Below are 14739 nucleotides of genomic sequence, written 5' to 3' on the forward strand. Positions count from 1 at the left end.
TCCCCCGGAACGACGACGACGCGACCATGACCCAGGCACCGACACCCACCGCGGACACCGTCCGCCGACTGGTCCGTTCGCTGCTCAAGGAGAGCGCGGAGAGCGCGGAGGGCACCTCCGGACCCGACGTGCGGCCCGTCACGGAGACCGGCGAGCACTCCAGCTGGTGGGTCGGCACCCGCCATGTGCTGCGCCTCGCCCCCGACCGCGAGGCCGCCGCCCGCCAGCGCCGCGAACTGCGCCTGCGCGACCTCGTGCGCCCGCACCTGCCCGTCGCCGTCCCCACCAGCGTGGCGCACGGCGAGTGGGCGCCCGGCCTCACCTACACGCTCGACACCAAGGTGCCCGGCGGCACGGCGGAGGAGCACGACGTCTCCGCCGTCGGCGAGGCGGACCTGGCCGGGCTGCTCACCGGGCTGCGGGAGGTCCCCGCACGGCAGGCCGAGACGCTCGGCGTCCCGCGCATCGCCCCGCGCTCCCTCGAGGCGCTCCGCCGGATGGCCGTGCACGCGGCCGAACGCCTCGGCGCCGCCGACGAGTTCGATCCCGCCCGGATGTCCCAGCTGACCGCGCCCGCCGCGGCCCAGCTCGCCGCACAGCCGGGGACCTCGGTCCTGGTCCACCACGACCTCAGGGGCGAGCACCTCGTGGTCAGCGCCGACGGGCGGGTGCGCGGCGTCCTCGACTGGACCGCCGCGGCCGTCGGCGACCCCGCCGAGGACATCGCCTCCCTCGCCCTCGCCGTCGGCTCGCCCGCCGCCGTCCGCGCCGCCACCCTCGCCGGATACGGCGCCCGCCCCTGCCTGCGCGGCCTGTGGCTCGCCCGCTGCGACACCGTCATCCGCCTCACCGACCGCCTGGACGGCCGCGGCACCTGCTCCCCCACGCTCCTGAGGGCCCAGCTGAGACGGGCCTGGGAGGCGATCCTGCTGGAGCGGGTGACGGAGCTCAGGGAGGACGGGGAGGAGGAGCTCTAGCAGCCGCCGTGCCCCGCCGGCGCCGGGGTCACTCCTGGGTCAGCACCACGCACGACTCCCCGGGCACCTGCAGCAGACCGTCCGCCCCGGGCGTCTCGACCGGGTCCCAGGCGGCGAGAACCTCGGCCGGGCGGGTGCCGAGCGGGATCGCCGCCTCCACCTTGCCCAGGTTGACCACCACCCGGACGTCCCCGCGCCGGAAGGCCAGCCAGCGGGCCCGGGCGTCGTAGGCCACCTTGGTGTCCGCGAGGTCGGGGTCGGTGAGGTCGGGCTGCTCGTGCCTCAGCGCGATGAGCTGCCGGTACCAGGCCAGCACACGCGCGTGGGGCTCCCGCTCGGGCTCCGACCAGTCCAGACAGGAGCGGTCCCGGGTCGCCGGGTCCTGCGGGTCGGGCACGTCCTCCTCGGCCCAGCCGTGCGCCGCGAACTCCCGCCGCCTCCCCTGCCGTACGGCCTGGGCGAGCTCCGGGTCGGTGTGGTCGGTGAAGAACTGCCACGGCGTGCCGGCCGCCCACTCCTCGCCCATGAACAGCATCGGCGTGAACGGCGCGGTCAGGACCAGCGTGGCGGCGCAGGCCAGCAGCCCGGGGGAGAGGGCGGCCGACAGGCGGTCGCCCTGGGCGCGGTTGCCGACCTGGTCGTGGGTCTGGGCGTAGCCGAGCAGCCGGTGCCCCGCCGTGCGCACCCGGTCCAGCGGGCGGCCGTGGTGCCGGCCCCGGAAGCTGGAGTACGTGCCGTCGTGGAAGTAGCCCCCCGTCAGCGTCTTGGCAAGGGCGGCGAACGGATCACGCGCGAAGTCGGCGTAGTAGCCCTGGGACTCGCCGGTCAGCGCGGTGTGCAGGGCGTGGTGGAAGTCGTCGTTCCACTGCGCGTGCAGTCCGAGGCCGTTCTGCGCGCGCGGGGTGATGACCCGCGGGTCGCCCAGGTCCGACTCGCCGATGAGGAACAGCGGCCGGCCCACCTCGCGGGCGAGACCGTCGACGGCCGCCGAGAGCTCCTCCAGGAAGTGGCACGCGCGCGTGTCGCGCAGCGCGTGCACCGCGTCCAGCCGCAGCCCGTCGATCCGGTAGTCGCGCAGCCAGGCCAGCGCGCTGCCGACGAAGTACGCGCGCACCTCGTCCGACCCGGGTGCGTCGAGGTTGACCGCCGCTCCCCAGGGCGTGTGGTGCGTGTCCGTGAAGTAGGGCCCGAACGCGGGCAGGTGGTTGCCGGACGGCCCCAGGTGGTTGTGCACCACGTCGAGGACCACGCCGAGGCCGAGTTCGTGCGCCCGGTCGACGAACCGCTTGAGCGCCTCGGGCCCGCCGTACGGCTCGTGCACCGCCCACAGCGACACCCCCTCGTACCCCCACCCGTGCCGCCCGGGGAACGGGCACAGCGGCATCAACTCGACATGGGTCACACCCAGTCGGACGAGATGCTCCAGCCGCGCCGCCGCCGCGTCCAGGGTGCCCTCGCGGGTGTACGTGCCCACGTGCAGCTCGTACAGCACCGCACCGGGCAGCCCGCGCTCCGGCCCCGCCTCGGTACGCCACGCGTACCGCCCGTGGTCGACGACCGCGCTCGGCCCGTCCGGCCCCTCGGGTTGCCGGCGCGAACGCGGGTCGGGCAGCACCGGCCCGTCGTCCAGCGCGAATCCGTACCGCGAGCCGTCGCTCGCCTCCGCCTCACCGGTCCACCACCCGGCCCGGTCCCTGTCGCGCTCCAACGCGCGCGTGGCGCCGTCGCAATGGAGCGTCACACGGTCTGCCTGCGGTGCCCACACCTCGAACTGCACGGGACGGTTCCCCTTCGTCTGCTCACCGTGATGTAGCCCGTCCATCGTGCTGCAAAACGCGATCAACGCGCCTTCCCGGACGCGATGTGCGCGCGGGTGTCGCCGGAAGTACGCGTGCGGCGGCCGTTTCCCCGTTTTCTGGACACCCGGGGTTCACTGACCGACAATCACCAGCGTGACGTCGTCCTTCGAGTTCTCCACGTATCCCGCGCGGCTGTCCGACGCGGAGCGCGACAAGGTGCTGCGCGTGCTCCGCGACGGCGTCGCCATGGGCCGGCTGTCGCACGACACGTTCGTACGCCGTATGGAACTCGCGCTCGCCGCCCGCCGCGCCGACGAACTCGCCGTCCTCACCGCCGACCTGCCGGGGGACAACCGCCTCGCGCGCCTGCTGTTCGGCACCGTCGAGGCGGTCTCCGGCTTCACCGTGCGGCTGCGCCGCGCCTGGCAGGCCGAACGACTGCCGAAGCTGCTCCTGCCGCACCCCGACAGCACCCATCCGCTGCGCATAGGCCGTGACCCGGCCAGCGGGCTCCGACTCAACCACGAGACCGTCTCCCGGGTGCACGCCGAACTGCGCCGCCAGGGCGGCATGTGGGTCCTCAGGGACCTCGGCTCCACCAACGGCACCACCGTCAACGGACGGCGGGTGACCGGCGCGGCCGTCGTCCGCGAGGGCGACCAGATCGCCTTCGGACGGATGGCGTTCCGGCTCGCCGTCCAGTGAGACCGGTGCGGCGGTACGCGCGCGTGCGTTCCCGTTCGGGTGAGTCGGGCTGGGGTGCGCAGGCCGCCGTGCCGATGCACCGGGAATGACGCACACCATCAAAGCGACAGCGGTACGCGGCGCCCTGCTGGCGACGGCCGCCCTCCTCGCCGCCGGCCCGGCGGCCGCCGCGCAGACCGCGCCCGGCCCCACCCGTCAGGGCGACTGGCTCTACCTCAGCGTGACCCGGGGCGACGCCCGCTCCGGTGAGACGCGCGGCACCCTGCTGCTGTGCGAGCCGCCGCAGGGGCACCGCCACGCGGCCGAGGCCTGCGCCGAACTCACGGCCGCGAAGGGGGACATCCGCGCCATCCCGCAGAAGAAGAACGCGTTCTGCCCGATGATCTACGCGCCGGTGACCGTGTACGCGAACGGCCAGTGGCACGGCCGTGCCGTGGACTACCGGGAGACGTTCTCGAACGCCTGCCAGATGGGGGCGCGGACCGGGGCGGTGTTCGCGCTGGACGGCTGAGCGGGCGACGGCCGAGCGGCGAGTGCCCGTCGGCGGCGTGCGGCCGGTGTCGGCCTCACGCCACCCGTTCGCGCGCGTGCAGCGCCGCCGCGAGCACCGTGCGGGACTGGTGCTCCACCTGGTGTTCCAGCGGCACCCAGCGGGCGCGGAAGCGCTCGGCGAACGCCTCGCACCAGGAGGCGACGAGACGTTCCAGCCGGGGCGCCGCCCGGTCGTCCGCCTCCCGCAGCACCCGCAGCAGCATCGCGGCCGCGCGCAGCGGCAGCCGGCGGCCGAAGGCGTCCACGCTGCCGACGTAGGCCATCGTGCTGCCGGCGGGCGGGGTACCGGTCCAGTCCGCGGCCAGGCCCGGCACCACCTCCAGGGCCCATCTGGCGGCCCGCAGCAGGGGCACGTCGGTGTCCTCCAGCCGGGGCAGGGCCTCGGCGAGCACCCGTTCGACCTCCAGCGCGTCCCGCAGCAGCCGACGCGCCAGCCGCCGCATCGCCGCCGCCGGCGCGGGGTGCGGCGCCGGGTCGTCCACCAGGTCGCTGGCCCACATCGGCACCTCGACCACTGCCGTCAGGCCGCCGTAGCGGTGGACGCGGAACCAGGTGCTGTGCCGTGCGTCGTCCGGCATGCTCGGGTAGGCGAGGCTCGAGCCCGGATCGGGCATCACGTGCACGCCGGGGCCGGAGGCGGGCCAGCCCGCCGCGTCCGAGGCACCCGTCTCCACCGGGATGTGCAGCTCCGCCGCGGACTTGGCGAACGGCTCGGCGAGGCCGGGCACGTCCCTGGTCAGCTGCACCCAGCTACCGCCCAGGTCGGTGCCGTGCAGCGTGACCTGCAGATAGGGGCGCAGCTCGTCGATCACGCCGGTCAGCGCCCGCGTCTCGGGAGGCAGCCGGTCCGGCGGCAGCACGGACGGCGACCACTCCGGCTGTTCCGGCTGGGCGGGCCGGTAGAAGCCACGGTGGTAGTCGAGCAGACTGCGCGGCGCCGGGGTGACATGGAGGCTCGCGCCGTCCGGGTCGGCGCACAGCAGGAAGTGCCAGGAGGTGTCCGCCCTCAGCTCCCGTTCGCGCACCACCCGCTCAGCCAGAGCGAGGAGCGTGCAGCCGCCCGTCGGCTCGTTGGCGTGGGCGCCGGCCACCACGAGGACGGCCCGCCGCCGGTGCCCGACGGACAGCAGGTGCAGCGGTCTGCCCGCCCGGGACAGGCCCACCTGCCGCAGGGCACACACGCCGGGCTCGTCGGCGGCCAGCGCCCCCGCCGACGAGACCAGTTCGGCCACACTGGGATAACGCAGCTCCGGCAGCGGACTCACCCCCGACTCGTCCAGCCCGGCTTCGCCCTCCCAGTGCCGCACGGCACGGGTGAGCTGTCAAGCAGATCGAGGGGGAGCCTTGCGGGGGCGCCCGTCGGGCATCGGCCGGGGGCGCCCGTGGGGCATCGGCCGGGGCGGCGGCCGGGACGGGGTGGGCGTGCGGCTCAGGCCTCCCCGACGCGTTCCAGCAGCGCCACCGGCAGCGGCGTGAACAGCTCCGCCACGCGTGCGTGGCCCTCGAAGCGCCGCTCCGGGTTCAAGGCGTCGGCCCATCGGCCCGGTGGCAGCGGCAGCCGGGTGTCGCCCCAGCCGCCCGTCTCGGCCAGCCGCAGCGACATCCGGGTCACGGCGGTGACCACCTGACCGGAACGCGCGAACGCCAGGCAGTGGTCAGCGGCCGTGCCCTCCGCGGCCAGCGGCGCGTACGTCGCGGCGGCACCGAAGGCCTCCGGCCGTTCGGCGCGCAGCCGCAGCGCCGCCGCCGTCAGCGCGCCCTTCTCCCCGGGATCCTCGGGCGGGAACCGCACCGGCCGCCGGTTGTCCGGGTCCACCAGCGCCCGGTACTCGCCCTCCGTCCCCTGGTAGAGGTCCGGCACCCCCGGCATCGTCAGGTGGACCAGGGCCGTCCCGAGGACGTTGGCCCGGATGTGGGCTCCCAGCGAGTCCCGGAAGGAGATCACCCGTTCGCCGGGCGCCCCGCACGGCCCGGCCGCCACGAACGCGGCCACCGCCTCCTCGTACGGCGGTTCCTGCTCCGTCCAGCTGGTGTAGAGCCCGGCCTCCCGGACGTGCTTCAGCAGGGCCTGCTGGACGCGCTCGGTGTCCGCCGGGCCGAGACCGAACACCGTCTGCCAGGCGGCCCAGGCCAGCTGCCCGTCCGGCACGGCCGCGCCCCCCTCCGGGGTGAGCTCCGCGAGCAGGGCCGCCCAGCGCTGCGGGCACTCGGTGAGCACGGCCAGCGCCGCACGCACGTCGGCGCTGCGCTTGGTGTCGTGCGTGGACACCACGGTGCCGGTGGACGGCCAGTCGCGCTGCACGCGCGCGCAGTACGCGTGGAAGTCCTGCGGGGACACGCCGGGGCTGCCCGGCTCGCCGCCCACCTCGGTCGCCGAAAGCAGCGGAACGTAGCGGTAGAACGCCGTGTCCTCGACGGACTTGGCGCGCAGGGCCGACGCGGTCTGCGCGAACCGGGCGCGGAACTCCGCGAGGGCCGGGTCGACCCCGGCCGGGCCGGTCAGCAGGTCGCGCACGATGTCGACCGCGTCGCCCTCCTCGGGCACGACGAAGGCCCTGCGGGCCTCCTCGGCGGCCTCCTCGGTGACGACGGCGGCCGCGTCCTGGGAGGCGTACGGCCGGTACACCGGCAGCCGGACCAGCAGCTCCTCCAGCGCGGTGCGCAGCGCCCAGGGGGCGCGGTCGCGCAGTGCCGGATCCGCCGAGTTCGCGCACAGCCGGCTCGCCACCCGGGTCAGCCGGTCCGTCTCGGCGGCCAGCTCGTGCGTCAGCACCTTGTACGCCGCCCGCCGCGCCGTGGCCGCCCAGACGCCGCCCCGGTCGGTCTGCGGGGCCGCGAACGCCCGGTACCGCGCGAGCAGGTCGGCCGCCCCCTCGGGGTCCGTGAACACGCCGTCGACGTGCCTGAGGGCGTCGTACCCGGTGGTGCCCGCGACCGGCCAGCCGGCCGGCAGGTGCTCCCCGTCGGACAGGATCTTCTCGACGACCGTCCAGCGCCCGCCGGTCGCCTCGTGCAGCCGCCGCAGGTAGCCCTCGGGGTCGGCCAGGCCGTCCGGGTGGTCGATGCGCAGCCCGTCGACCACGCCCTCGTGCAGCAGCTGGAGGATCTTGCCGTGCGTGGCGTCGAACACCTCCGGGTCCTCCACCCGCACCCCGATGAGCTCCGAGATGCTGAAGAACCTCCGGTAGTTGAGCTCGGTGCGGGCCAGTCGCCACCACACCGGCCGGTACCACTGCTCGTCCAGCAGCCGGGGCAGCGGCAGGTCCGCGGTGCCCTCGCGGAGCGGAAAGGCGTGGTCGTGGTAGCGCAGCACGTCGCCCTCGACCACCAGACGGCCCAGTTCCTCGCCGACCGGACGCCCGAGCACCGGCAGCAGAAGCTGCCCGCCCTGCGCGTCCCAGTCGATGTCGAACCAGCGCGCGTACGGCGACTTGGGGCCCTCGCGCAGCACCTCCCACAGGGCGCGGTTGTGGGACGGCGCCATGGCCATGTGGTTCGGCACGATGTCCACGACGAGGCCGAGGCCGTGCGCGCGGGCGGTCGCCGACAGCGCCCGCAGCCCCTCCTCGCCGCCCAGCTCCTCGCGCACGCGCGCGTGGTCCACCACGTCGTACCCGTGGGCGGAGCGGGGCACGGCCTCCAGGACGGGGGACAGGTGCAGGTGCGAGACACCGAGCGACGCCAGGTACGGTACCGCCGCCGCGGCGGCCCCGAAGGGAAACTCGGGCTGCAGCTGGAGCCGGTAGGTGGCGGTCGGTACCGCTGGGTCGGGGCGCTCTGATGTCATGCAGACCTACGTACCCAGCCTGCCGACTTTCGTGTCACCGGCACCGCACCTGTCCACGCGTGCGTGAGCGTTACTGAGCCGGCCGCCGCAGCACCGTCATGCTGCGGTCCGGCAGGGGGAGGCGGTCCCCGGCCTGGATCTTGGCGTCCGCGTCCGGGGGCGCCACCTCCGTGCGGGCCGTGTCGACCACCACCTGCCACTGCCGCCCGTGGTTGACCGGAACCACGAACTCCAGCGGCTCGGGCGAGGGGTTGAACATCAGCAGGAAGGAGTCGTCGGTGATGCGCTCGCCGCGCGCCCCGGGTTCGGAGATCGCGTTGCCGTTGAGGAACACGGTCAGTGCCGAGGCCTGCGCCGAGTCCCAGTCCTCCTGGGTCATCTCCCGGCCGTCGGGGGTGAACCAGGCGATGTCTGACAGCTCGTCGTGGGTGCCCTCCACCGGCCGCCCGTGGAAGAAGCGCCGCCGCCGCAGGACCGGGTGCTCCCTGCGCAGCCACACCAGCGCGCGCGTGAAGTCCAGCAGCTCGCTGCCGTCCTCCCCGTCCTCGGGCCAGTCCACCCAGGACAGCTCGTTGTCCTGGCAGTAGGCGTTGTTGTTGCCGCGCTGGGTGCGGGCGAACTCGTCGCCGTGGCTGATCATGGGCACGCCCTGGGACAGCATCAGCGTCGCGATGAAGTTCCGCATCTGCCGGGCACGCAGCGCCCGCACGCCCGGGTCGTCGGTGTCGCCCTCCACCCCGCAGTTCCAGGACCGGTTGTGGCTCTCCCCGTCCCGGTTCTCCTCGCCGTTGGCGTCGTTGTGCTTGTCGTTGTAGGACACCAGATCGTGCAGCGTGAAACCGTCGTGGCAGGTCACGAAGTTGATCGAGGCCAGCGGGCGCCGCCCGTCGTCCTGGTAGAGGTCCGAGGAGCCGGTCAGCCGGGAGGCGAACTCCGCGAGCGCCCGCGGCTCGCCGCGCCACAGGTCCCGTACCGTGTCGCGGTACTTGCCGTTCCACTCGGTCCACATCGGCGGGAAGTTCCCCACCTGGTAGCCGCCCTCGCCCACGTCCCACGGCTCGGCGATGAGCTTCACCTGGGAGACCACGGGGTCCTGCTGCACCAGGTCGAAGAACGACGACAGCCGGTCCACCTCGTGGAACTGCCGCGCCAGGGTCGCCGCGAGATCGAAGCGGAATCCGTCGACGTGCATCTCGGTGACCCAGTACCGCAGCGAGTCCATGATCAGCTGGAGCACGTGCGGGGACCGCATGAGCAGGGAGTTGCCGGTGCCGGTGGTGTCCATGTAGTAGCGGCGGTCGTCGGTCAGACGGTAGTACGAGGGGTTGTCGATGCCCCGGAAGGACAGCGTCGGGCCCAGGTGGTTGCCCTCGGCGGTGTGGTTGTAGACCACGTCCAGGATCACCTCGATCCCGGCCTCGTGCAGCGCCCGGACCGCCGACTTGAACTCCAGGACCTGCTGGCCGCGGTCGCCCCAGGAGGCGTACGCGTTGTGCGGGGCGAAGAAGCCGATGGTGTTGTAGCCCCAGTAGTTGTTCAGGCCCATGTCGACCAGACGATGGTCGTTGACGAACTGGTGTACGGGCATCAGCTCCAGGGCCGTCACCCCGAGCTCGGTCAGGTGTTCGATGATCGCCGGGTGGGCGAGCGCCGCGTACGTGCCGCGCAGTTCCTCCGGCAGACCGGGGTGGCGCATGGTCAGGCCCTTCACATGGGCCTCGTAGATCACCGTGTGGTGGTATTCGGTCCGTGGCCGCCGGTCGTCGCCCCAGTCGAAGTAGGGGTTGATCACCACCGACGTCATGGTGTGCGGCGCGGAGTCGAGGTCGTTACGGCTGTCGGGGGAGCCGAAGTGGTAGCCGTAGACCTCCTCGCCCCACCGGATCGAGCCGCTGATCGCCTTCGCGTACGGGTCGAGCAGCAGCTTCGCCGAGTTGCAGCGCAGCCCGCGCGCCGGGTCGTACGGCCCGTGCACCCGGAACCCGTACCGCTGCCCGGGCATCACGCCCGGCAGGTACGCGTGCCGCACGAACGCGTCGCTCTCCCGTAGTTCGACCGCCGTCTCGGAGCCGTCGTCGTGCAGCAGACACAGCTCTACTCGGTTCGCGGCTTCCGTGAAGACCGCGAAGTTGGTCCCGGCGCCGTCGTACGTGGCGCCGAGCGGATATGCCTCTCCAGGCCAGACCTGCATGGATACGACTCTCCCAGGTGTGCCGCGTGGCCGGTGCCGCCTTGCGTTCCGAGTCTCCCGGAAAGTGATGGAACCACCTATGACTTACGTCCCTCTTACCGGCCGACCAATGGATACGGCGCCGTTTTGTGAGCCGTGTACCGAAAAAGCGGGGCAGGAACGTACTCCCGACGATCTGGGGGAGTAAGGGGAAGATGTGCGCGAGACAGTGCGCCGCCATTTGGGCAAGGTGGTGGCCGGCACGGCCATAGCGCTGGCCGGGACCGCCGCGATGGTCGCCGTCACCCTGCCGGGCACGGCGGGGGCGGACGAGTCGGGAGGGGCGAGCGGCGGCGGCCGGGCCGCCCAGGAGTCGGGCCAGGGTCAGGGCCAGGCGGACGGTGCCGCCCGGCCGGCCGTGGTCCAGCAGGCGCCGGCCGAGGGCAGGAAGGGTGTCGGCGGTGACCCGCTGACCGACGACGAGCTGCAGCGGGCCGGGAGGATCGCCGCGAGCGGGCAGTCGCTCGGCTCGGCGAAGAACGTCGACGGGGGCCGTGGGCCGCAGCGTCTCACGGTGGACCTCGCCGACCCGGAGGCCGACGAGGCCGACGACGCGAACGCACCGCGCCGGGCCGACGTGACGTTCTACGACTACAAGAGCGACGCCCTGATCACGAAGACCGTGAACCTCGACACCGGCAAGGTCGAGCAGACCGGCACCCAGCACGGCGTCCAGCCGCCGCTGAGCCGGGCCGAGAACGTCGAGGCGGCCAGACTGCTCATCGCCGATCCGCTGGGCGCCGGCCTCAAGGCGGACTACAAGGACGCCACCGGCAGGGAACTCACCTCCCCGGACCAGCTGCTGTTCAACGGCGCGGTCTACCGGGCCGTCCCGGGCGCCCGGCCCGCCGTGCTCGACAAGTGCGGCGAACACCGCTGCGTGCGGCTGTTCCCGAAGGTCAAGAACGGCCCGTGGATCGACGCCAGGTCGCTGATCATCGACCTGAGCGCCCGCAAGGTGGCCAAGCTCGACCGCGGCTGAGCCGCCCCTTCGGACACGTCGTCCGCCCGTCTTCCGAACCCGCACCCCTCGCGAGGAGTCACCTCTTCATGCACACGAACAGAGTCAGCCGGGCCCGCAAGCGGGCCGCCGTCGGCGTCACCGTGGCCGCGCTGGCCGCCGGCGCGACGGCCGGCGCGGGGCCCGCCGTCGCCCGGCCGAGGACCGCCCCGGCGGCGACCGCCGGCTGCAGCGCCGCCTACAAGATCGAGCAGAAGCTCTCCAGCGGCACCACCTGGCGGATGTGCTGGCGCTACGACAGCAAGGCCGGCCTCGTCCTGGACGACGTCTCCTACCAGCCCAAGGGCGAGACCAAGCCGATCAAGGTCCTCAACAGCGCCCGCCTCGCCCAGATCGACGTCCCCTACGACGACGGCAGCGTCGAGTACGACGACCTGACGGGCTTCGGCTTCGCCCAGGGCCTGGTCAACCTGGCGCCCGGGGAGTGCCCCGGCGGCACCATCAAGACCGTCAGGGTCCCCGACTCCTGGGACCCGCAGCACCCGAACGTGGGCGGCCTGTGCACCACCACCCGCTCCCGCGGCCACGCCTACCGCATGCAGGGCGACACCGCGAACAAGGTCTTCCAGGCCCAGGGCAAGGACCTGCTCGTCTACACGGTCAACCAGGTCGGCTGGTACGAGTACATGACCGAGTGGCGTTTCCAGGACGACGGCACGGTCAACATGAACGTGGGCGCCACCGGCAGCCTCTCCTTCGACGACTACGACGCCGGCGACGGCCGCGGCTGGCCCATCGGCAAGGGCGCCAAGGCCTACGCCACCAGCCACAGCCACAACGTCTTCTGGCGGCTCGACTTCGGCCTCGACGGCTCCTCCAAGGGGAAGGTCGAGCAGTACGACTCGGCCGTCTCCGCACCCGCCCGCGGCCAGGAGGCCCCGACCGCGAAGACCACCCGGACCAACGTCACCAAGGAGCTCGCGGGCGACGCCAAGCCCTACCGCTGGTGGCGGATGGTCAGCGCCACGGGGAAGAACAAGGACGGCCACGCGCGCTCCTACGAGATCGTCCCCGGCCCCACCACGAAGTACCCGGGCCGCAGCTTCACCCAGCACGACGTGTACTTCACCGAGTACAACAAGTGCGAGCAGTTCGCCACCAACAACCCGGGCAACTGCCCCGCCGGCGCGGGCAAGTCGGTCGACAAGTGGGTCAACGGCCAGACGCTCACCCACCCCATCGTCTGGATGAACGTCGGCTTCCACCACATAGCCCGCGACGAGGACCAGCAGCCCATGCCGGTCCACTGGCAGGGATTCTCGATCGCCCCGCGCGACGTCACCGCTATGAATCCGCTCACTCCCGACGAGCTCGCGTGGCAGAACGGACACTGGCGCCCGCGCACTTGAGAATCGACCTGTCCATCCGGCTGCACCGCCGACCGCTCCCGGAGTACGCTTCCTTGATCGTTGGCATGGGGAGAGCTCGGGGGAGCGGAAGGCGGTGCACGGGTGGGCTCGGGAGGGCTGGAGCTGTCCCCCGGTGACGAGGGTCACGAGGGGAACTCCACGGACGTCCCGCCCGCAGTGGTGTCCCTGGCGCGGCCGATGGACGCGGCGGGTTCCATCGGGCCGGAACTGGACTGGGGCGCCGACGCCTGGCTCGAGGTGCGCACCCGCGCCCAGCGGGCCGGGCGGGCCTACATCTGGCTGAACCTCGTCGAACAGCGGCTGCGCGCCGTCGTGGCGGCCGTCCTGCGGCCCGTCTACGAACCCGTCCACGGCGACGAGTGGGTGGTCGCCGCGGCCGGCCCCGCCGGGCAGGAGTGGGTGCAGCGCGCGGTCGCCGTGCGCGAGGTCAGCCGGCGCAAGGGCTATCTGCTCGACCCGGCCGACGACAACGTCCTCAGCTTCCTCACGCTGCCCCAGCTGCGCGAGCTGATGGTGCAGCACTGGCCGTGCTTCGAGCCGTACTTCGACGAGCGCCGGGACGTCGAACTCGCCCTGGACGAACTCGAGGTCACCCGCAACGTCGTCTCCCGCAACCGGGCACTGTCCGAGGCCGTGCTGAACCAGGCCGAACGGGCCTCCGCACGACTGCTGGAGATGCTCGGCGCGGGCGGCGACGTGCCGTCCGCGCGCAGGCTGCCCGTGGACGCGGTCGAGAGCCTGGTCGGCGACCGGTACGCGGACGTGGTCGCCGTGCACCCCGACCGGGTACGGCTGATGCGCCAGTTCCCGGCCGAGGACCTCTTCGGCGGCGCCCGTCGGCTCGACGCCGTCGGCATCGGCCTCAACCTGCTCGTGCAGAACTTCTCCGGACGACGACTGGTCCGCCTGGCCGAGTCCGGCTGCCGGGTCCGGCTGCTCTTCCTCAACCCGGCCTCCAGCGCCGTGAAGCGGCGTGAGCGCGAACTCGGGATGAAACGGGGCGAACTGAGCCGCTCCGTCGAGATGAACATCCTGCACATGCGCCGGGTGCGTTCCCGGCTGCGCGATCCGGACGCCTTCGCCATCCAGGTCTACGACGAGACCCCGCGCTTCTCCGCCTACCTCGTCGACGGCGACGGCGCCGACGGCATCGCCGTGGTGCAGTCCTACCTGCGCGGCGCACGCGGAATGGAGTCACCCGTCCTGGTGCTGCGAGGCGGCAACCGGGTGGTCAAGTCGGGCGACGTGGGTGAAGGCGGGCTCTTCGCCACATACCGCGAGGAGTTCGAGCTGGCTTGGGTGGATTCGCGACCGGTGTCCTGAACCGCCCCGGCCGGCAGGCGGAAACGCGGCCCTCGGATTGTCAGTGGTGCGTGCGAGGGTGGAGCCACTGAAAGATCAACGGGGGAACGCACCACCGAGAAGGGGGGCCGCCCATGGGCTGGCACCGGGAGCTGCTGATCGGCTTCGACCTGGAGACGACCGGGACGGATCCGTGCGAGGCGCGCATCGTCACGGCAGCCGTGATAGAGGTCAGGGCCGGGCAGCCCATGGGACGCCGGGAGTGGCTCGCCGACCCGGGAGTGGAGATCCCGGCCGACGCGGTGGCGGTGCACGGCATCAGCAACGAACGCGCCGCGGCCGAGGGAGCGCCGGCCGACCGGGTCGCCGACGCCGTCGCCGACGTTCTGACGGCCTACTGGAAGACGGGCGTGCCGGTCGTCGCCTACAACGCGGCCTTCGATCTCACCCTGCTCTCCGCCGAACTGCGGCGGTACGGCCTGCCCTCGCTCTCCGACCGGCTCGGCGGTCCGGACCCGGCCCCGGTGATCGACCCGTACACCATCGACCGCCAGGTGGACCGCTACCGCCGCGGCAAGCGCAACCTCGAAGCGGTCTGCACGGAGTACGGCGTCGTGCTCGACACGGCCCACGACGCCACCGCCGACGCCCTGGCCGCGGCCCGCCTGGCCTCGGCGATAGCCGACCGCCACCCCAAGGTGGCCGCCCTCGGCCCGGCGGAGCTGCACCGCCGTCAGGTCGGCTGGTACGCCGAGTGGGCGGCGGACTTCCAGAACTTCCTGCGCGGCAAGGGGCAGACGGACGCGGTGGTGGACGGGACGTGGCCCCTCCGGGAACTCGTGGAGAGCCGACCGGCGTAGGGCCTGTCCGGCGGATCAGGTCGCAGGGCACGGGCGGTGCGTCGTCGGCGCTGGTGAGCGGGGCGAATGGGGGTGCCCCCGCGCGAGCTCATTCGAGCGTGGGGGAGCGTCCGGCTGCAAGGCGGAGGAGGGCGTC

The 14739-nt window shown here is 73.0% G+C and carries 11 protein-coding genes; 7 read left to right on the forward strand and 4 right to left on the reverse strand.

Features of this window, described 5'->3' with window-relative positions:
- Nucleotides 1-26: 26 nt before the first annotated feature.
- On the forward strand, nt 27-977 hold the full coding sequence (locus tag ACFY0F_RS28760) for an aminoglycoside phosphotransferase family protein (RefSeq protein ID WP_388800406.1): 951 nt from the start codon (nt 27-29) through the stop codon (nt 975-977).
- Nucleotides 978-1005: 28 nt separating this feature from the next.
- On the opposite strand, the gene treZ is transcribed toward ACFY0F_RS28760, so the two are convergent.
- The gene (treZ, locus tag ACFY0F_RS28765; RefSeq protein ID WP_388800347.1) at nt 1006-2754 is read right to left on the reverse strand and encodes a malto-oligosyltrehalose trehalohydrolase; all 1749 of its coding nucleotides are present in this window, start codon (nt 2752-2754) and stop codon (nt 1006-1008) included.
- Between the two features lie 175 nt (nt 2755-2929).
- Here treZ and ACFY0F_RS28770 point away from each other — a divergent pair, with 175 nt between their 5' ends.
- Nucleotides 2930-3481, forward strand: coding sequence for an FHA domain-containing protein (locus ACFY0F_RS28770; protein WP_388800350.1), 552 nt, complete (start codon nt 2930-2932; stop codon nt 3479-3481).
- A gap of 85 nt (nt 3482-3566) precedes the next feature.
- Nucleotides 3567-3992, forward strand: a complete 426-nt coding sequence (locus ACFY0F_RS28775; RefSeq protein ID WP_388800353.1) for an SSI family serine proteinase inhibitor — start codon at nt 3567-3569, stop codon at nt 3990-3992.
- Between the two features lie 55 nt (nt 3993-4047).
- Here the strand turns inward: ACFY0F_RS28775 and ACFY0F_RS28780 are convergent, their stop codons facing one another.
- The 3 genes from ACFY0F_RS28780 to glgX form a co-directional block, all read right to left on the reverse strand.
- Nucleotides 4048-5298, reverse strand: a complete 1251-nt coding sequence (locus ACFY0F_RS28780) for a M14 family zinc carboxypeptidase (RefSeq protein ID WP_388800409.1) — start codon at nt 5296-5298, stop codon at nt 4048-4050.
- Between the two features lie 164 nt (nt 5299-5462).
- A complete protein-coding gene (gene treY, locus ACFY0F_RS28785; RefSeq protein ID WP_388800356.1) occupies nt 5463-7820 on the reverse strand; it encodes a malto-oligosyltrehalose synthase in 2358 nt (785 codons plus the stop codon).
- Nucleotides 7821-7890: 70 nt separating this feature from the next.
- Nucleotides 7891-10011, reverse strand: a complete 2121-nt coding sequence (gene glgX / locus ACFY0F_RS28790) for a glycogen debranching protein GlgX (protein WP_388800360.1) — start codon at nt 10009-10011, stop codon at nt 7891-7893.
- A gap of 196 nt (nt 10012-10207) precedes the next feature.
- Between glgX and ACFY0F_RS28795 the strand changes: the two genes are divergently transcribed.
- The 4 genes from ACFY0F_RS28795 to ACFY0F_RS28810 all read left to right on the forward strand — a co-directional run bounded on the left by ACFY0F_RS28795 (nt 10208) and on the right by ACFY0F_RS28810 (nt 14603).
- Nucleotides 10208-11032: a Tat pathway signal sequence domain protein gene (locus tag ACFY0F_RS28795; protein WP_388800363.1), complete on the forward strand. Its 825-nt coding sequence runs from the start codon at nt 10208-10210 to the stop codon at nt 11030-11032.
- Nucleotides 11033-11100: 68 nt separating this feature from the next.
- The gene (locus ACFY0F_RS28800) at nt 11101-12420 is read left to right on the forward strand and encodes a copper amine oxidase (RefSeq protein ID WP_388800366.1); all 1320 of its coding nucleotides are present in this window, start codon (nt 11101-11103) and stop codon (nt 12418-12420) included.
- Between the two features lie 102 nt (nt 12421-12522).
- Nucleotides 12523-13764 (forward strand): SAV2148 family HEPN domain-containing protein, encoded by a 1242-nt coding sequence (locus tag ACFY0F_RS28805; RefSeq protein ID WP_388800369.1) that lies wholly within the window; start codon nt 12523-12525, stop codon nt 13762-13764.
- Between the two features lie 113 nt (nt 13765-13877).
- Nucleotides 13878-14603: a 3'-5' exonuclease gene (locus ACFY0F_RS28810; protein WP_388800372.1), complete on the forward strand. Its 726-nt coding sequence runs from the start codon at nt 13878-13880 to the stop codon at nt 14601-14603.
- Nucleotides 14604-14739: the final 136 nt, after the last annotated feature.

The sequence above is a fragment of the Streptomyces sp. NPDC001544 genome (assembly GCF_042894285.1).
Taxonomy (GTDB): Bacteria; Actinomycetota; Actinomycetes; order Streptomycetales; family Streptomycetaceae; genus Streptomyces.